Annotated in this window: 14 protein-coding genes and 1 pseudogene; 7 read left to right on the forward strand and 8 right to left on the reverse strand. The window is 55.3% G+C overall.

The features are described 5' to 3' along the window. Positions 1-11: 11 nt before the first annotated feature. Positions 12-776: pseudogene (locus ACI2KB_RS16480) on the reverse strand (MCP four helix bundle domain-containing protein); the annotation flags it as partial. 281 nt (positions 777-1,057) lie between these two features. On the opposite strand from ACI2KB_RS16480, the gene ACI2KB_RS16485 reads away from it, so the two are divergent. Further along, the gene (locus ACI2KB_RS16485) at positions 1,058-1,798 is read left to right on the forward strand and encodes an IclR family transcriptional regulator (RefSeq protein WP_404636242.1); all 741 of its coding nucleotides are present in this window, start codon (positions 1,058-1,060) and stop codon (positions 1,796-1,798) included. Here the strand turns inward: ACI2KB_RS16485 and ACI2KB_RS16490 are convergent. The 3 genes from ACI2KB_RS16490 to ACI2KB_RS16500 all read right to left on the reverse strand — a co-directional run bounded on the left by ACI2KB_RS16490 (position 1,791) and on the right by ACI2KB_RS16500 (position 5,288). Continuing rightward, positions 1,791-2,711: an amidohydrolase family protein gene (locus ACI2KB_RS16490; RefSeq protein WP_404636243.1), complete on the reverse strand. Its 921-nt coding sequence runs from the start codon at positions 2,709-2,711 to the stop codon at positions 1,791-1,793. The two genes, ACI2KB_RS16485 and ACI2KB_RS16490, sit on opposite strands and share 8 nt — an antisense overlap. Positions 2,712-2,890: 179 nt before the next feature. Next, positions 2,891-4,225 carry an MFS transporter gene (locus tag ACI2KB_RS16495; RefSeq protein ID WP_404636244.1) on the reverse strand — a complete coding sequence of 445 codons (1,335 nt, stop codon included), beginning with the start codon at positions 4,223-4,225 and terminating at the stop codon, positions 2,891-2,893. A gap of 85 nt (positions 4,226-4,310) precedes the next feature. Further along, a complete protein-coding gene (locus ACI2KB_RS16500; protein ID WP_404636245.1) occupies positions 4,311-5,288 on the reverse strand; it encodes a hydroxyacid dehydrogenase in 978 nt (325 codons plus the stop codon). Positions 5,289-5,513: 225 nt separating this feature from the next. Here ACI2KB_RS16500 and ACI2KB_RS16505 point away from each other — a divergent pair, with 225 nt between their 5' ends. After that, a complete protein-coding gene (locus ACI2KB_RS16505) occupies positions 5,514-6,191 on the forward strand; it encodes an RraA family protein (protein ID WP_404636269.1) in 678 nt (225 codons plus the stop codon). Positions 6,192-6,274: 83 nt separating this feature from the next. Beyond that, entirely contained in the window at positions 6,275-7,522 is a 1,248-nt protein-coding gene (locus ACI2KB_RS16510; RefSeq protein ID WP_404636246.1) for an MFS transporter, read from the forward strand. Here the strand turns inward: ACI2KB_RS16510 and ACI2KB_RS16515 are convergent. The 3 genes from ACI2KB_RS16515 to ACI2KB_RS16525 all read right to left on the reverse strand — a co-directional run bounded on the left by ACI2KB_RS16515 (position 7,509) and on the right by ACI2KB_RS16525 (position 10,567). Beyond that, positions 7,509-8,852: an MFS transporter gene (locus tag ACI2KB_RS16515; protein ID WP_404636247.1), complete on the reverse strand. Its 1,344-nt coding sequence runs from the start codon at positions 8,850-8,852 to the stop codon at positions 7,509-7,511. The two genes, ACI2KB_RS16510 and ACI2KB_RS16515, sit on opposite strands and share 14 nt — an antisense overlap. Before the next feature lie 55 nt (positions 8,853-8,907). Continuing rightward, positions 8,908-9,828, reverse strand: coding sequence for an SMP-30/gluconolactonase/LRE family protein (locus ACI2KB_RS16520; protein ID WP_404636248.1), 921 nt, complete (start codon positions 9,826-9,828; stop codon positions 8,908-8,910). Between the two features lie 379 nt (positions 9,829-10,207). Next, the gene (locus ACI2KB_RS16525) at positions 10,208-10,567 is read right to left on the reverse strand and encodes an NgoMIV family type II restriction endonuclease (RefSeq protein ID WP_404636249.1); all 360 of its coding nucleotides are present in this window, start codon (positions 10,565-10,567) and stop codon (positions 10,208-10,210) included. 169 nt (positions 10,568-10,736) lie between these two features. Here ACI2KB_RS16525 and ACI2KB_RS16530 point away from each other — a divergent pair, with 169 nt between their 5' ends. The 3 genes from ACI2KB_RS16530 (at position 10,737) to ACI2KB_RS16540 (ending at position 14,321) form a co-directional block, all read left to right on the forward strand. Then, positions 10,737-12,134, forward strand: coding sequence for a type II restriction endonuclease (locus ACI2KB_RS16530; protein WP_404636250.1), 1,398 nt, complete (start codon positions 10,737-10,739; stop codon positions 12,132-12,134). Between the two features lie 268 nt (positions 12,135-12,402). After that, on the forward strand, positions 12,403-13,830 hold the full coding sequence (gene dcm, locus ACI2KB_RS16535; RefSeq protein WP_404636251.1) for a DNA (cytosine-5-)-methyltransferase: 1,428 nt from the start codon (positions 12,403-12,405) through the stop codon (positions 13,828-13,830). Between the two features lie 35 nt (positions 13,831-13,865). Further along, positions 13,866-14,321, forward strand: a complete 456-nt coding sequence (locus tag ACI2KB_RS16540; RefSeq protein ID WP_404636252.1) for a very short patch repair endonuclease — start codon at positions 13,866-13,868, stop codon at positions 14,319-14,321. Here the strand turns inward: ACI2KB_RS16540 and ACI2KB_RS16545 are convergent. Further along, entirely contained in the window at positions 14,318-15,487 is a 1,170-nt protein-coding gene (locus ACI2KB_RS16545) for a hypothetical protein (RefSeq protein ID WP_404636253.1), read from the reverse strand. The two genes, ACI2KB_RS16540 and ACI2KB_RS16545, sit on opposite strands and share 4 nt — an antisense overlap. 881 nt (positions 15,488-16,368) lie before the next feature. On the opposite strand from ACI2KB_RS16545, the gene ACI2KB_RS16550 reads away from it, so the two are divergent. Continuing rightward, the coding region (locus ACI2KB_RS16550) for a ShlB/FhaC/HecB family hemolysin secretion/activation protein (protein ID WP_404636254.1) at positions 16,369-17,495 on the forward strand (1,127 nt) is incomplete at its 3' end.

Consider the following 17,495-nt stretch of genomic DNA (forward strand, 5'->3'; position numbering starts at 1 on the left):
TTGAGGTTGGCCTGCATGGTCAGGAGCGTGCCATTGAGCTGGCTCACTTCATCCCGGCCGTCTGTGGCGATCGGTTGGGTCAGATCCCCGGCAGCCACCTTCTCAGCGGCAGACAGGGCGCTGCCGATCGGACGCACGATGCTGCGGCTGACCAGAAGGGCGACGGCAATCGTAATCAGTACCGCGAGCACAATGATCATCACGACGTTATTACGGGAGCTGCTGTAGGTCTGGGTCGACTCCTCGAACAGCCCTTTCATGTTTTGGTCGTTCAGGGCTGTCAGCTCGTACAGCTTGGGAAACGCCTGCTCGGAGTTCTGTCGCAGAGTGCCGTTGAGCAGTTCGATCATCTCCTTCTCGCGGCCCTGCTTGCCCAGGTCGATCAATTGCCGGATGCCGGGCTCGGTGGCCTGCAGAATGGGCCTGATGTTTTCGAACAGGGCGCGCTCGTCCGGTTTTTCGAGGCTGGCGGCATACGCGGTCTGCGCTTCACTGAGTTTCTTGAGCTGGACTTCCAGACGGCGGTTGCTGTCCTCGCGCATGTCGGCAGAGGCGTATAGCGCCAGCTTGAGTGAATTGATCCGCAGGCCAAGGACGGCCTCCCTCATGGCACCCAGTGCGGCGGACGATGGAATGCCCGTCTGCTGGATCGTGCGATTGGTGTTGTCGATCAGAGACATCTTGAACAGGGCGTAGATGCCGACGATGACCACGATCGAAGCGATCAGGGTGAAGCTGATCGCGGATCGTGCAGCGATGGAGATGTTGCGGATCATGGGACTAACCTCTGCGCGGGATAAGGACTGCCACGGGGTGTGGAAAATCCTTATGTCGGCGCCAGAGGGGAACTCTTAAGATATTTTTGAAACACAATTTCAAAAATACACATTTGAGCGGGGCGCTGCTTCTTGAAAGGCCAGGTGTCGACGTTGACAGGGAAACCGTTGGTACCTTGTCCCGCGCGGATTGACCCAGCTGGTAGCTATCCCTTTTCAGCTATCGGATAATGCCGGTCAGTTTCGCTTTCGACGTTCAGTCAGTCGGCAAGGAGTCATCGATGGTCAAAACGCGTCCGCGCCCGGCGGTCAACGGTGTGGCATCCGCGGATCGTGTGCTTACCGTTCTTTCTGCATTCAGGGTGGGAGATACCGCTTTGAGTCTGGTCGAGTTGGTCGAGCGTACCGATCTGATCAAAAGCACCATCATGCGGCTTATGGTCTCGCTGGAAACCCACGGTTTCGTCAACCGTCTGGCGGACGGGCGCTACATGCTGGCCAGCGAAGTCATGCGGCTGAACGCTGTGTACCAGGATGCCCTGGACCTCGAGCGGCATGTCTTGCCCAGGCTGCACAAACTGACGGATGAAACGGGTGAGACGGCCTCGTTCTATGTGCGTCACGGCGCCTATCGGCTCTGTCAGTACCGGGTCAACTCACCGCACCGCCTGCGTCTTCACCTGCAACCCGGCGACATGCGGCCGATGGATGGTGCTGCGAGCGCGGAAGCCTTGCGTACGCCTTTCAGCCGCGCGAAGGAGGGGTTGGACCCGTTCTACTCCAGCGGCGCCACCGACCCCCACGCGGCATCGATGGCGCTGCCGATTTTCGGGCCGTCGCAGGAAGTGATCGGCGCGCTGGTCCTCTCAGGCCCGGCCACCCGCCTGACCAGCGACTACGCGAAATCCCTTCGCGAAGTATTCATCGAAGTGGCCGATGACCTGACTCGCAGTCTGGGGGGCAAGACTCTCAAGGACGACAAAGGCGCTCATCACGCCCCCGTCCTGGAAAACATCAACTGAAGCCGTAGAGGCTGACCGGGTTGTCCCGCAGGATGCGGGTCCGGTCAGGCTCCGATGGCGCCCATTCGGTGAGCAGATCGAGAATGCCCGCATCGTCGGGCTTGTGGGTGGCGACTGTCGGGTGCGGCCAGTCGCTGCCCCACACCAGCCTTTCCGGGTTTATCTTGACCAGCGCTTGTGCGACCTGACCGACGTCGACGTAGCGGGGCGCCCCGGTTTTGGATCGAATGTACGGCCCAGACAATTTCACCCAAGTGCGTTGGTTGTCCAGTAGTCGGGTCAGTGCCGCGAATGCGGCCGAGGTCACGCCCTCAGGTTGAGGGACGTGGCCCATGTGATCGATGACCAGCCGAGAAGGCAGCTTCGCGAGGCGGCTTTCCAGATCGGTCAATTGCGTGCCAGGCGCAACGACCTGCACGTTCCAGCCCAGTGCGTTGACGCGCGCGGCCAGCGGTTCCAGATCGTCCAAGTTGGCGCCGCCATAGCTCAAGTTGAAGCGAATACCGCGCACCCCTGCCGCGTGGAGTTCTTCCAGTTCCTTGTCTGAAATCGAGCCCGCGACCACTGCAACGCCGCGAGCGTCGCCTTTTGCGTTGGCCAGACCATTGAGCATGACTCGGTTATCGGTTCCGTAGGTGGAGGGTGTGACGATGACCATGCGCTTGACGTGAAGGCGTTGCTGCACCTGACGATAATCATCCAGCGAGGCATTGGGGGGCAGCAATGTCGCCCCGGATGCTGCCGGATAATGATCATCGTACAGGTGCATGTGGCAATCCACGCTACCTGCCGGAGGCACAAGCTTCGAATTGTTCTCGCCGCTGGAATAGCGGAATCCTGCGAACGCATTGAGCGACATGAAAGCCCCCAGGCAAACGCCACCCTGAACGAACTGACGACGGTTAATGGTCATGCTGAAGTTCTCATTATTGTTGTAGATGTCGAGTAAAAAAGGTGCTCAAGTCTGGCTTGAACACCGTGATGCGTTGCCTCCCAGCCCAGAAGGCCTGAGATTTTCGAGCGCCGACCGACGCCGTCTTTCTGATGGTCGGCGACGTCAGGCCAAAGGTTGCGATGGGCCTGTTTGCCGGCTCAACGTGCTTCGATCGAGCTGGGCTCTCCAACGGACGGGTGTTTGTGCTTGCGGCCCATCAGCAATACCGCAATACCCCCCGCAGCGCACAGGGCCGCCAGTGGCATCATTGCCAGTGCGTAGCTTCCGGTGGCGTCATGGATGGAGCCATAGACGTTGACCATCAGGCCGCCACCAATCAGGTTCGCCAAGGCACCGACCGCCGCCAGACCCGCTGCAGCCGTGCTGCTCGATAGCCACGTCGACACCAGTGCCCAAAACGGGCCTTTCATCGAGTAGGCACCGATCAGAACCATCGTGAGCAACATCACTGTGGCGGGCAGCGAGGAGGTCACCAGCGCGAGCAGCAGACCGGCGGCGATCAGCAGCAGCGTGAGCGAGGTGTGCCAGCGACGTTCGTTGGTGCGATCAGAGCTGCGTCCCCAGATGATCATGGCCACCGAAGCGATGCCGTATGGAATGGCGTTGGTGAAGCCGATTTCCAGGTTGGACAGGCCAAAGGTCTTGAGCAACTGAGGCGCCCAGACGCTCATCGTGCTGCCTGCGGCGGAGGCCCCGGAGTAAATGAGCGCCAGGACCCAGATGTCCTTGTGCCCGAGCAGCTTCCACAGCGAGATGTGACCGATGTTGGTTTTGCGCTGCTTCTCTTCATCGAGTCGGTTGACCAGCCAGGTGCGCTGCTCGTCACTGAGCCACTTTGCCTGTTCTGGACGGTCGGTAAGCACGAACAGGCACGCGACCCCGAGCAAGACGGCAGGGATGCCTTCCAGGATGAACAACCAATGCCAGCCGCGCATCCCCATCCAGCCATCCAGTGTCAGAAGAAAGCCGGACAGAGGCGAGCCCAGGAAGTTGGCGCCGGGGATGGCCACCATGAAGATCGCGACCATGCGAGCCCGGTATGCCGACGGCAGCCAATAGGTCATGTACAACAGCACGCCCGGAAAGAAGCCAGCCTCTGCTGCGCCCAGCAGAAAACGCATGACATAGAGCGAGTTGGCACCCTGGACGAAAGCGGTACCTGCGGAGATGAGGCCCCAGGTGATCATGATGCGGGCGATCCAGATTCTTGCGCCGAATTTCTGCAGCGCGAGGTTGCTGGGCACTTCGATCAGAAAGTAGGAAACAAAAAACAGGCTGCTGGCGAATCCGAAAATGGCGGGCGTCAGGCCCAGGTCATGGTTCATTTGCAGGGACGCCATCCCGATGTTGCCTCGATCGATGATTGCGATCAGGTAGCAGACAATCAGAAACGGCAGCAGACGCCAGGCAACTCGATGCATCGTGGCGCGTTCGAGGTCGCTGACGGGGGTGGTGACAGGCTTTACGGCCATTGTGCTCTCCTGTGTTTATTTTTTTGGAGAAACGGTTCGGAACGGACGCATGCCGCTGCGCAGCGGCACTTATTCGATCGTGTGGTCAGTCATTGATCAAGTGGCGGTTAACGACGCACCTTGGGTCCATGGCTTCGCCTTCCCAGATCTTGATGACCTGTTGCAGGGCCAGCAGACCCACGCGGTCGCGGGCTTCGCTGGTGTTGGCGCCAACGTGGGGTGTCGCCACCAGGTTAGGGAGGGACCACAACTCGCTGTCCACAGGTGGCGGTTCAGGGTGGAATGTATCCAGGCCCGCACCTGCGATCTGCCCGTTGCGCAGCGCTTCGACCAGCGCCGGAGTGTCGATCAGCTCGCCGCGCGCGGTGTTGATCAGAATGCTGCCCGGGCGCATGCGCGCGAACTGGGCTGTGCTGAACAAGTTGCGATTCTGCTCGGTGAGCGGGCAGTGCAGGCTGATGATGTCGCTGCTCTCGATCAGTTTGTCGAAATCGTCTTCACGCTCGACATGTGAGCGATCAGGCAGGGCTTTCAGGAAGGGGTCGTAGACTTTGACCTTCATCTGCAAGGGAGCCACGAGGTCCATCAGAATCCCGCCAATCGAGCCCAGACCGATCAGGCCAAGGGTCTTGCCAAAGAGCTCGGTGCCGTTGGCCGTCGATTTGTCCCAGTGCCCCGCGCGCAGCCGGGCGTCCTGGTAGGCAGTCTGGCGTGCAACGCTGAACAACAAGGCGAAAGCGTGCTCTGCCACGGATTGTGCGTTGGCGCCCACCGCGATGGTGACCGGTATGCCTCGCTCTGCCGCCGCCTGAATATCGATGGAGTCGTAGCCCACGCCATGTTTGGCAACCACTTTGAGATTGGCTGAGGCCTCAATCATGGCTGCTGTCAGCTTGCCTTGGCGAACGATGATCGCATCCGGCTGCTCGTCACGAATGATGGCGGTCAGTGCTTCGGCGGGCATGTAGGGCGTGGTGGGAATGATCTGGATGCCCAGGCTGTCTGCGTGATTCATGGCATCGGCCGTCAGGGCCGGGCCTGTCAGCAAGATTTTGCGAGTCATGGATATCTACCTTGTTTTTATCGTGAATACCGACCCACGAGGTCGTCGTGTGCTCAGGATCACCCTAGCACAATGAAATGCCATTTCAATAATGAAATAAATTTGGCGATGAAGGGTATGTGTGGTTGAGATAAAAACTGTTGAATGCTGAAAATCGAAATGCGATTCTATTATTTCAGTCGGGTAGCTCCCGTCGGCACACCACAATTTCAAGAGAGAGATGCCATGTCCATCGGATTCCGAGTCCTGAATGCCTCCCGTAAAGTCAGCGCGGAGTGGATTTCGCGCTATCGCGAAGTCCCCGTCGCCAACGTGAGCGATTCCATGCACCGCATGACTGCCGCCGGTGCGCGTCTGCGGCCTATGCACCGTGGAGGCGTGCTGGCAGGCGCCGCACTGACAGTCAAGGCGCGGCCGGGCGACAATCTGATGCTGCATTACGCGATCGATATCGCCCAGCCTGGTGATGTGATCGTTGTCGACGCAGGCGGCGATCTGAGCAATGCGCTGATCGGCGAGATGATGGTTGCCTATGCCGTCAAGCGTGGCGTGGCCGGCATCGTTATCAACGGGGCCATCCGTGATGCCGGCAGTATTGGCGCCGGTGAATTCCCAGTGTTCGCGGCAGGCATTTCCCATCGCGGTCCTTACAAAGACGGGCCGGGTGAAATCAACGTGCCTATCGCTATCGATGGTATGGTCATCGAGCCGGGCGATCTGGTAATCGGCGATGATGATGGTCTGCTCTGCGTGCCGTATGATCACGTGGCTGAGGTGTACGAGCGCGCGACCGCCAAGCACCATGCGGAGCTCAAGCAGATGGACCAGATTGCCAAAGGCGAAAACGACCGCAGTTGGGTCATCGAAGCATTGAAAAAGAAAGGCTGTCAGTTGCCGGAGTAATCTGGCGCACGATGCACGACCCTGTGCGAGCCGCCTGCTTCCTATCCATAGCGGGCGGCCTGAGGCCCGCGACAGAGGCCTGAATGACGTCCCAGATTCCGTCCCGTAAACCTTGGCCGACGCCCGTTCGGGCGCTGGCTCACCGCGATTTCCAGGTTTATTTTTTCGGCCAGGCGGTTTCCACGCTTGGCAAATGGGTACAGCAGGTTGCGTTGACCTGGTTGGCCTATCACCTCACAGGGTCGGCCTCATTGCTGGGGTTGCTGACCTTTCTGTCGTTGGCCCCGCAACTGTGCATCGGTCCGCTCGCCGGCGCCTGGACCGATAAGCACGACAAGCGTCGGCTCCTGTTGATCGCACAGGCTTTGCTGGCTGCTCAGTCGTTGTTTCTGTCGGTGATGACCTGGCTGGGTGACATGAACAGCTATTGGCTGATCGCGATGGCGCTCATGCTGGGCGTGCTCAATGCGTTCGAAACGCCCCTTCGCCAGGCATTGATCGGCAGCTTCGTTGCCGATCCAGCGGACTTGCCCAATGCACTGGCGCTCAATGCCATGCTGATCAATGCAGCGCGGTTTGTTGGCCCCCCGTTGGCGGGAGCGCTCATCGCATACAGCGGCGAAGCGGTGTGCTTCCTGGTCACCGCCTGTGCATTTTCCTTATTGTTGTTTGCCTTGATGAAGGTCAAAGGGGCGCCCTCAGCCCGGGTGGCTGGCAAGACCGGGCAAATCTTTCGTGAGGGCCTTACCTACATGTGGGACACCCTGGAAGTGCGTCGGTTGTTGATGGGCGTGGTCGTGGTCAACCTGCTGTCATCCATCTATGCCGTGTTGCTGCCTGTGATCACTCGTGAGTCCTATCAAGGTGATGCCACCACGCTTGGCTGGTTGTGGGGCGCTGCCGGCGCCGGGGCGTTCGTGGCCTCGCTGGGTCTGGCGCTGGCCGGTTCATTGCCTCGACTGACCCGTTTTATCGTGGTTGCCGCCCTGTGCTGCGCGTGCGGACTGGCGAGCCTGGCATTGAACATACCGTTGGGCTGGGCCATGGTGTCTCTGGCGGTTTTGGGGTTTGGGATCACGGCCAGCAACGTCAGCAGCAACATGCTTCTGCAGAGCCAGGCACCCGCCGAATTGAGAGGTCGTGTGGTTGCGTTCTACCTCTCCATGCGCTTCGGTTTCGAAGCGATTGGTGGTCTGTTCGCGGGATTGGTGTCGGTCGTCTGGGGAGCCCCGGCGACGATGGGAGCCGCCGGGGTGTTGCTGCTGGGCTACGTGGTGTTCGATCACTTCTACTGGCGAGCGCGCTCGTCGGCGCCGACTAGCACTCGGTAGCAGGTTTTGAAACCGTCTCGGACTTAGCCCGCTGCCTGGCTGGGTCGCCAAGCCACAGCATCAGGCAGGTGCCTAGCATCAGAATCGAAGCCACGGCATAGAACGGCCCGGAGTAGGACTGCGTGGCATCCTTGATCAAGCCGATCATGAAGGGGCCAACGAACCCGCCGAGGTTACCGATCGAAACGATCAGTGCCAGACCGCCCGCCGCCGCACGCCCGGTCAGGAACGACGACGGGATCGCCCAGAACGTCGCCTGGAACGACAGGATGCTGGCAACCGCCAGGGCCAGACTGGCGATCTTCAATACTGGTTGCTCGATCAACGCAGCCGCGACCAGTGAGATCGCGGCTAACGCCAGCGCTCCCACCACATACGGCAGACGGTGCTTGCTGCCGTTAGCCAATCGAGCCCAGATCGTCATGGACACAGCGCCCAGCACATAAGGTAAGGCAGCGACCAGCCCGACCGTGCTGTTCTCCATGCCAAGGCTTTTGATGATCTGGGGCATCCAGATGCCGATGCCGATCGAACCGACGATGCAGCAGAAGTTGATGGCTGCCAGCACGAAGACCTTGGGGTTGGTCAGTGCGCCGCGCAAGGTGTTGCCATGGCTGGCGCTGATCGAGGCCTGTTCACTGCTCAGCTTGTTTTGCAGCCAGGTCTTCTCCCGCTCACTCAGCCAGCGCGCCTTGGCCGGGGTGTCCACCATGACGAACAGGCAGGCAATGCCCAGCAGTACAGCAGGGATCGCTTCGGCGACCAGCAAAAATTGCCAGTTCTTCAGGCCCAGAACCCCGTGCATGTCCAGCAGCCATCCCGAAAGCGGGGAACCGAAGATATTGGCGGTGGGGATGCCCAGCAGAAACGTTGCTGTGGCTTTCGCCCGCCATTTACCGGGAAACCAGTAAGTGAAATACAGGTACACCCCCGGCGTGAAGCCTGCCTCGGCAAGCCCCAGCAGGAAGCGCATGATGCTGAAGCTGACAGGGCCGGTGGCGAATGCCGTTCCGACCGAAATCAGCCCCCAAGTGATCATGATCCGTGCGATCCAGATGCGTGCGCCGAAGCGTTGCATCAGCAGGTTGCTGGGGATTTCGAAAATGAAGTATCCGAAGAAGAACAGGCCTGCCGCCCAACCGAACATCGTCGCGGTCAGGCCAAGGTCTTTGTTCATGCTGATGGCGGCAAAGCCGACATTGGTTCTGTCCAGATAGCTGATCACGTAACAGACAAAGATGAACGGAACGATGCGCAGCAGAACGCGGCGCAGCAGCTTTTCACCTTCAGCATCGGAGAGCGGGGCGTTCGTTTTGGTATCCGGAGTCATGGCGTCACTTCTTTTATCGTTGTTTTAGAAGACATGTGTGTGGTCTCGCAGCCGCTTAGCTATGTGAATACATCGGCAGGCCTTTCACCGGTGTTCGAACCTGCAAAATGGAACCCGTCTCCGATTCGGTGATGAACAGCGTGCGGCCGTCGGCCCCTCCGAAAGCGAGATTGGTGTTGCTGATACCTTCGCAGGAGACATAGCGCTGGGTAGGTTCGCCGACTCTGGAGAGTCGCCAGACCGAGCCAAACCCCGTATGAGCGATATACAGATTGCTTTCGTCATCCAGCGCCAGGCCATCCGGGCCTCCGAGCCCGCCATGCAACTGCGCGAAGACGCCGACCTTGCTGATGATTGAGCCGTTACCCAGCGGGATTCGCCAAATCTGCTGCGCACGGGTGACCGCAATCAGCAGATGGTTGAGTTTGGGGTCGAACACAATTCCGTTGGGGCTGGGAACGGTATTGATCAGGCACGTGAGCTGACCGGCGGCGTCCAGCTTGTAGACGCGCCCGGTTGGGTCCTGCAGACCGGTTTGCCCCTGATCGGTGAAGTACATGTCGCCTGCTGGCGAGAACACCAGATCGTTCACCCCTTTGAAACCTTCCGAGCCAGCCGACTCCAGAAACGGCTCGATCTTCCCGCTTTGCGGGTCAAGCAACATGATGCCGCGCTTGTAATCCGTGATGAAAATCCGGCCGTCCTGGTGAATCTTCAGGCCGTTGGGCCAACCGTCGTATTCACAGACCAGTGTCCAATCGCCAGAGGGAGAAATCCTGAAGATGCGACCGTACGGGATGTCCGTGACGTAAAGGTTGCCTTCCTTGTCGAAAGACGGACCCTCCAGAAATGAATCGATGACTTTTCCCTGGCGATTGGCATCGGCCCACGTCGTCCGTCGTGGATTGCGAAAATGCTCAGGCAAACGAGTGAAGACCGTTGTTTCGGTGATGGTTGGGGCGGGGAAGAAGCTCATGAGTGCTCCTGAAGCGATCCGACGGTACGGGGGCGGTATGTTATTAAAATAGAATTCGATTCCAAAAAATAAATCATTTCCACGAAGGGTGCGAGCGGTTTTACACGCTGATCGTCAGTTAACAGGCAGGACGGGGGGAAGGGCGATGTCGCAATTGCTGGATTTTTAGAATTTTATTTCAATAGATCGATAGGGTGAGTGGCAAAAAACGGTATTCATCCGCTGCAAAACGATCTGAATGCGTTGGCGCGCAAGCGCTGACGGCTCAGCCGGGCGCAGGAAGCACGTGCGAAGGCGGCGTTTCGAAATGGCGCGTGAAACATGGGCGACTCTCTTCGTTCGCGCTGTTAGTAGCGCTTACATCTTGGTAGCCCCCGTTTCAACTCGCCAAATCCAGCGGCAGATCGCTAATGTCCTTCAGCCGCTTCCCGTCCACCATGATCGCCAGCATATCCATCGCATCGTGCATTTTCAGCGCTTCCTGTGTTGCCTGAAGCTCATACAGCGCGAAGTGGTAGACGCAATCGATATCTCCTGTGCCCAGCGCAATTGAGGCTAAACGGCTAGGCGTAGGCTCAGCCGTCACTACCATCACATTCGGCAAACGACCCTTACGGTTACGCATCAGATTTAACGCCTCGGAACGCGCGTTCTGCGCCCGGTCACTGCGAATTGTCCACTTGCACGACACGGTAATAGCCAGTGCTATAGGGCATTTCTGAAAATTCAAGTGCGACATTGATCACATACTGCTAAGGGAGTATGCGACGGCGTGAGGGCGCCCTCGCTGGGAGGTAAGGGGGATGTGGTTTGGAGTCTTTGATGTGCTTGATTTCGATGCCACAGTTCGCAGAAGATCGCGACCGGTAAGGCGGCTCGAAATCGAGATACGGCTCGCGATCATTTGGATGTTCATTCGTCTGATCTGGATGGCGGCGGTGGTCGCATGGTCAAAAATTCAAAAATGGAGCGTGATGATGGGGTTTCATCCTGCATGGAGTGAGATTTCCACCTGGATTGAGCGAAGCGAGCGTCTCTTCATCAAGAAGCTTTCACGTAACGACACCTCTTGGGCGGACAGCGCAAAAAACGGGCATCAGAACGGCTTTTTTATTCCTCGCCCCGTCGCGGAATCTGATTTTTTCCCCGAGTTGAAAAATACTAATCCAGCCAAACCCCACATTCTGGATGCTGAGTACCCCGCGTTTTGGCCTGCCTCAGGTGAGATCAGGACAGCCACGATCAAGTTCTTTTCTATGCGAAATCCCGATAATAAGGATAAAGCTAAGCCTAGGTATGAGTGGCAGCACACTGGAGTTCCCAAGGATCAATTCCGCTCACTTTCCCCTGCTTCTCTACTGGTTGTTGGACGGCTCAAGCAAACGCTGTCTGGTACCAAATATTGGTACATCGTCGTAGATTCAGTGAGTGACGAGGCCGAGATCATCGAGACTCGGTTCGAGCTGGGTGCTACGTTTCATTACGGCTTGTTTGAACCTGCCGTTTCAGCAGAGCCAGCGTCTGAATCTGATCAACTGATTACAGAGCTCACGAAGGCAGTTAAAGATGGGACGCTTGAGCAGTTCATCAAGGAGCAGACGCTTCCGTCGCCAAGTATCCTGGCTGCGCGCGCCCAGAACGCATGGCTAGAGGAGAATGGCTTTGCAGATTTGAGTCCATTCTCGATCCTGCATCCGGGCGATGCCGTTATGAGCATCAGTCGAGACATTGAGTATTCGATATACAAGCAGGCCGAGGTCCGGTTCCGAGCTGCTCAAGTAGCGCGGCTGCTTCTTCACGGTGGTGGCGATCCTGTCGTAAACCTTGTCAGAAGCTTCTCTGAACTGGACTCAATATTTCTCAGCGCAGCTCAAATGAGAAAAAGCAGAGCCGGCCTTTCTTTTGAATTGCATGTAGAGCGGCTTTTCAAGGACGGGCGAGTGCGCTATGGCGCCCAATCGGTATTCGGGGGGCGTCGCCCGGATTTTGTGCTGCCTGATGTGGGAGCGCTCAATGAGAAAGGCGACGCCGTCATTGTCTCCTTAAAGACAACGCTTCGTGAGCGCTGGAAGCAACTGGCACTGGAAAAGCCATTCGGGACAATTTTTCTGGCGACAGTCGATGACCGGGTATCGTCGGAGGCCATCGAGGAGATGGCGCGCAACTCGATTTCGCTTGTCGTGCCTGAATCATTGAAGAAGGCGAAGGAGTCGGCATACGCCGATTTCGACAATGTCCTTACCTTTAGACAATTCTTTGACGATGAGCTACGGCAGAAACGTCCCGCGTTCATTCTCCCCCTCTAGGGGACGCCGCTTTCGCAGCTCAAGCCTGTAGGGCGTTTCCGATTTTGTGGGAAAGCACGCCACTTCCTTCTCAGAGCGAACCCCGGAGCCGTCTTCCAGCTTGGAAGACGAAGGCGTCTGGTGTACTGTATTTATATACAGTTTTTGTGCACGGAAGTCTCTGCAGCGCATCTAGCCTAGCGGAGAAATGAACAATTTACTTCCAGCAGGATAGGGATAGAATGGTGACCATTCGTCACAGGTTTGACCCAGAGAGAAAATAGGGCCCATGAATCTTTTTGAAACCTCAACACCTGAAGCAGACTCCCTGGGGCAGCCAGTTTCTCTTCCTGATCCGCACCCCGCGGAGGACATGGCTCTGCTTCAGAAGCTCCTCGAGATCTACGATCAAGGTCAGCTTGCCGCAAAACTGAATGAGATCGGATCGCCTCACTGCCGTGAGACGGTTAATCGCTGGATCAAAGGTAAAGCTTCGCCTCGCCTTACCTTCCGGGAGTACAAACACCTTCAGTCACTTCTTCCGAAGAAACCGGCGTACAAACCTTCCTTCACTTTTATTGATCTATTTGCCGGCATTGGTGGCATTAGAAAAGGTTTTGAAGCGATTGGAGGAGAGTGTGTATTCACTTCCGAGTGGAATGAACATGCCGTAAAAACTTATAAAGCAAATCACTACTGTGATCCTGATCGCCACAGATTCAATCAGGACATCCGAACCATAACTCTCTCAGACAGTCCTGATGTCAGCGAAGAGGAGGCATATCGCAATATTAATCTGGAAATTCCCGATCATGACGTGTTGTTGGCCGGATTTCCATGTCAGCCGTTTTCTCTTGCCGGTGTGTCGAAAAAGAACTCCTTGGGCCGAAAGCATGGGTTTGAATGTGAAACTCAAGGTACTTTATTCTTTGATGTGGCTCGAATTATCAAGGCAAAGAGACCAGCCGCTTTTCTGCTGGAGAATGTCAAAAATCTCAAAAGCCACGATAAAGGAAACACCTTTCGCATTATCTGCGAGGCTTTAGACGAACTTGGCTACGAAGTCGCGGATGTGAATGCACCCAAAGGATCCGACCCTAAGATCATTGACGCTAAACATTTCGTACCACAGCACCGCGAGCGAATTGTAATTGTTGGGTTTCGTCGTGATCTAAATGTTCACGATGGCTTCACTTTACGCGATATCGAGAAACTTATCCCGAAGAACCGTCCTAGCTTCGGAGAACTTCTTGACAAAGAAGTCGACAGCAAATATATCCTTACTCCGAAGCTTTGGGAGTACCTCTACCAATACGCCGAAAAGCATCGACAAAAAGGCAATGGATTTGGTTTTGGATTGACGCGACCGGGGGATGTTGCTCGTACACTATCCGCTCGATATCACAAGGACGGGTCAGAAATCTTGGTGGATCGAGGATTTGACGAGCGCCTGGATTTTCACAGCGAGCTAAACCAGCTTCACCGGCCCCGAAGACTCACCCCCCATGAATGCTCGCGTTTGATGGGATTTGACAAGCCGGGAGAGAGCAAGTTTGTGATTCCTGTATCGGATACTCAGGCATACAGACAATTCGGCAACTCCGTTGCGGTCCCTGTGTTTGAGGCCGTTGCAAGGCTTATGAAGGACCGAATCCTTTTGGCGAAAGAAAAAGCATCAACTCATCAGCCTCAGCTGGAATTTTTGCTGCCAGCCTGATGTCATTAGAGAGTCTTTGAATTGCGGAGGCTCTCATGGTTGATATTGTTGATATGGCTACAAGATCCCGGATGATGTCCGGGATTAAAGGCAAGAATACCTCGCCAGAGGTCCTGATTCGGAAAGCGCTGCACGCAAGGGGATTTCGTTTCCGTATCCATGTCAGTGACCTGCCAGGAAAACCCGACTTGGTGCTTGCCAAATATAGAGCTCTCATCTTTGTTCATGGCTGCTTTTGGCACGGCCATAATTGCAAATATTTCAAGATGCCGCAGACCCGTGCTGAGTTCTGGACTGAAAAAATTTCAAAAAACCAAACACGTGATGAGCGAAATGTTTCAAAGCTGCTTGTTGACGGGTGGCGGATTCTCATAATCTGGGAGTGTGCGGTGAGAGATATGAAGAAAAAAAATACCAATTTGATTGAGAAGGTTATTGAATGGTTATTGCATGGCTCTATATATTATGAGATTGACGCTAATATAGTTTAGCTTTTTCGGCTGTCACCACCGTTGTTTTCCAAGTTGAACAAAACCTGAAATCTTACCCCGTTGTTGAGAGTACCGGAGCTCCTTCCGTGGGTAAATGTTATTCCTAACGCATCCTCTGGCGTTAGTGCTGCATGTCTGAAATCGGAGTTATGTCTTTTGAAATTTTTTGAAAGTAAATTCTCCATTATTTGCGTTTCATACTCTTCTGATTTTTGAGGCGCATTTACAATTCCTCGCGGATCGAAATTCCAGACTATGAATTTATACTCAACGTTTTTTGTTGTGTATAGTTGTAACTTTTCGTAGTGGCTCCAGTCTAGGCTGTAATATATAGGGTTTCTTGCACGGGATTGTGGCGGAATTTGTTGTGAGAGGCAAAGGCGATTAAGCTCCTCTGTCAGCTTCTGGCCCCTTTCCATGTACGTCAGTGTGCTGGACAGTCTATTGTGAAAGGCGTTCATTAGAGGAATTAGTGTTTGGTTTTTTTCTGAGATGTATTTGTACTTTTCTCTAATTGTTTTCGGTATCTTCCATATTTTTGCTGTAGCGTATTTTCGTTTGAATTCGAAGAATGTAAGCCGGCTTTCTGCTTCCTTCATTGCTATGGCATCAATGTCGATGCAGTTAGCTAGTGAGTTCATGAAGCATCGCTGGATCACTAGTGTCTCTATTTCCGAATGGCTGAAATTTAAAAACCAGTCCGAAAAAAGTTTTTTGCTGGTGGTTTGTTGTTTTATTGTGGCTATATATCCATCTAAAATCCCCTGCATTTTTGATGTGGCATTGATCAGGTAGGTTTCTTTTTGGTTGTGTTTTGAGATTTTGCTTATTTGTATGTTGACGGAAATTTTTTCATGTTGAGGCGTAATGGAACATCTCGCTACAAAAAAATCTCTGTTCGGATCTGAAAATTTTTTTACGACTTCTATATCAATCTGCGATAGCTCTGTTGAGGGTGTTGTCAGCTTGAACCAATTTTCTTGACCAGCCTTGATATTTGGGTTTTGTATAATCCACCCCGACTGCATGGCTGAGTAATTTCTTGCTTTCAAAGATTTTTTTAATTCTTTTAATAAGTATTGTTCTATTATTAGTCCCGCTAACCTTGCATATTTAGAATTCTCGATGTTGTAGAGAAACTGAATTAATTCATTTTTGTCAAGCATGTCCAGTTCCAATGAATACCACGTGCCATCATTTTGGCATGATTGAGGGCAGTTTGGAATTGGCTTATCGATTAGCTGATTTTGGACACGTAGGATTACCATAATGGCGCTGCACTGATTTTTATGGAGTCCATGTCAGCCGATCATGTAAAAAAGGCCGCCATCGCTGGCAGCCCCTTTCATTTCAAACCGTGAAAGCAGGCCCCACTTTCCAGATTTGCTCAGCATAAGGCCCATTGATTTTTAAAGCTTTTTTCTTGATGACTTGATATGCAATGTCAAAATTAGTAGGCCTTTGGAGTTAAGGCACCCAAATGACCTAACTTTTGGGAGCGCGTCGCAATACCTCGACACCATCGTCGTTAACACAAGGAACCCACGCGCTAGCACCCTTGGTTGTGTAATTGCATGGACTTGACCACCCATTTGCATTCGACCTGACCAGTAGTTTGTGTTGGATCTGCCTGCCGCACTGGGTGCGCCTTGACCGGCAGGAATCAACCCATAGCGGACAGTCGTCAATTCTGCCGCACCACCAGCTACATCGTTCCGATGACGAGCTCGGTTAATACGCACGTCAATAAACTATGAAGGGCGAATTTACACTCGATCTTTCCCGTCGATGAGGCCAGCGGCAGGGCGGTGCTGCCGGTTCAGCCCGGTAACCGCAGCCCTCATGAAGTGCAAAGTTTGGAGCAATCTAGTCGCAGTATCTGTAGCTGATCGTACGATCCTGATTTTCCAGCCGTGTAGGAAATTGTTGGGAGTATCGACTGCGTTTCGTGTTGGTTACATCTTGAAATAATTTAATTGACGTCAAACAAATGGCTGAATAGGATCCAACCTCTTTTGATATCACCGTGCCATTGCAAGGACGCTCCGTGGGTTTTCCCGTTCGTCGAGTCGCGCTGTTCTGCCTGCTGACCACATCACCCCTTGTCTCCGTCGCCGCGCCTACCCCAGGCGAACAGGACCTCATCCGCGATCGCCAGGAGCGTCTGCTGCAAGACCAGCAACGCCGCCTTGAAGAACTCAAGGATCTACCCGGCAAGCAAGCGACGCCAACGCAACCCATTAAGCCCGCGGATGCGCGCTGCTTCACGATCCAGACCATCGAACTCAAAGGCGCCGATTCTCTTTCCGAGTCTGAGCGCAAACGTTTGACCCAGCCGTACCTTGGCCAATGCCTTGGCGTCTCGCAGCTTAACGAGCTGCTCAAGGTCATCACCGACCTCTACATCGAGAAAGGCTTGGTGACCAGTCGCGCCTACCTGCCGCAACAGGATTTGTCCAAGGGCCACTTGCAAGTGCTGGTGATCGAAGGGCGGCTGGAAAAGCTCAAGAGCGCTACCGGTAGCGGCCTTACTGATCGTGAACTGGCCATGGCGTTCCCGGGGCGGGAAGGGCAGCTGGTCAACCTGCGCGAGATCGAGCAGATGGTCGACCAACTCAACCGCTTGCCGTCCAATCAGGCGCAGATGGAATTGACGCCGGGGCAGCAGGTCGGCGGCAGTGACGTGCTGGTCAAGAACACCCCACAGAAACCCTGGCGTGCCAGCCTGTCGCGCAACAACGACGGCCAGCGCAGCACCGGCGAGCAGCAGTGGAACACCGGCCTCGAGTGGGACGGTCCGTTGGGTCTGGCCGATCAGTTGAGTCTGCGCGGCGGCCACGACGCGATGACCGATTCGGCGCACACCTCTCACAACGCTTCGCTCGCCTACAACTTGCCGTGGGGCTGGTGGAACTTCAGTTACAGCTACAGCGAGAGCGATTTCCGCTCTCAGGTGCAGGCCAACGGTTTCAACTTCAAACAGAGCGGCGACAGCCTGACCCACCAGGTGCGCGCCGAGCGGGTCATCTACCGCGACGCCCTGAGCAAGACCTCGCTCAATGTCGGCCTCTCCAGCCTTCGCACCAACAACTACATCGAAGACAGCCGCCTGGCGCTGAGCAGCAACCGCATCAGCGAAGTGCAGTACGGCATCAACCACGGGCGTCGCATCGG

This window comes from Pseudomonas sp. NPDC088444 (assembly GCF_044900175.1).
Classification (GTDB): domain Bacteria; phylum Pseudomonadota; class Gammaproteobacteria; order Pseudomonadales; family Pseudomonadaceae; genus Aquipseudomonas.

Coding starts and splice junctions, on each gene's coding strand:
- ACI2KB_RS16530 (WP_404636250.1), top strand. CDS start 10,737: ATGTTCATTCGTCTGATCTGGATGGCGGCGGTGGTCGCATGGTCAAAA.
- ACI2KB_RS16520 (WP_404636248.1), bottom strand. CDS start 9,828: ATGAGCTTCTTCCCCGCCCCAACCATCACCGAAACAACGGTCTTCACT.
- ACI2KB_RS16545 (WP_404636253.1), bottom strand. CDS start 15,487: ATGCTTGACAAAAATGAATTAATTCAGTTTCTCTACAACATCGAGAAT.
- ACI2KB_RS16510 (WP_404636246.1), top strand. CDS start 6,275: ATGACGTCCCAGATTCCGTCCCGTAAACCTTGGCCGACGCCCGTTCGG.
- ACI2KB_RS16515 (WP_404636247.1), bottom strand. CDS start 8,852: ATGACTCCGGATACCAAAACGAACGCCCCGCTCTCCGATGCTGAAGGT.
- ACI2KB_RS16505 (WP_404636269.1), top strand. CDS start 5,514: ATGTCCATCGGATTCCGAGTCCTGAATGCCTCCCGTAAAGTCAGCGCG.
- ACI2KB_RS16525 (WP_404636249.1), bottom strand. CDS start 10,567: ATGTCGCACTTGAATTTTCAGAAATGCCCTATAGCACTGGCTATTACC.
- ACI2KB_RS16540 (WP_404636252.1), top strand. CDS start 13,866: ATGGTTGATATTGTTGATATGGCTACAAGATCCCGGATGATGTCCGGG.
- ACI2KB_RS16490 (WP_404636243.1), bottom strand. CDS start 2,711: ATGACCATTAACCGTCGTCAGTTCGTTCAGGGTGGCGTTTGCCTGGGG.
- dcm (WP_404636251.1), top strand. CDS start 12,403: ATGAATCTTTTTGAAACCTCAACACCTGAAGCAGACTCCCTGGGGCAG.
- ACI2KB_RS16500 (WP_404636245.1), bottom strand. CDS start 5,288: ATGACTCGCAAAATCTTGCTGACAGGCCCGGCCCTGACGGCCGATGCC.
- ACI2KB_RS16485 (WP_404636242.1), top strand. CDS start 1,058: ATGGTCAAAACGCGTCCGCGCCCGGCGGTCAACGGTGTGGCATCCGCG.
- ACI2KB_RS16495 (WP_404636244.1), bottom strand. CDS start 4,225: ATGGCCGTAAAGCCTGTCACCACCCCCGTCAGCGACCTCGAACGCGCC.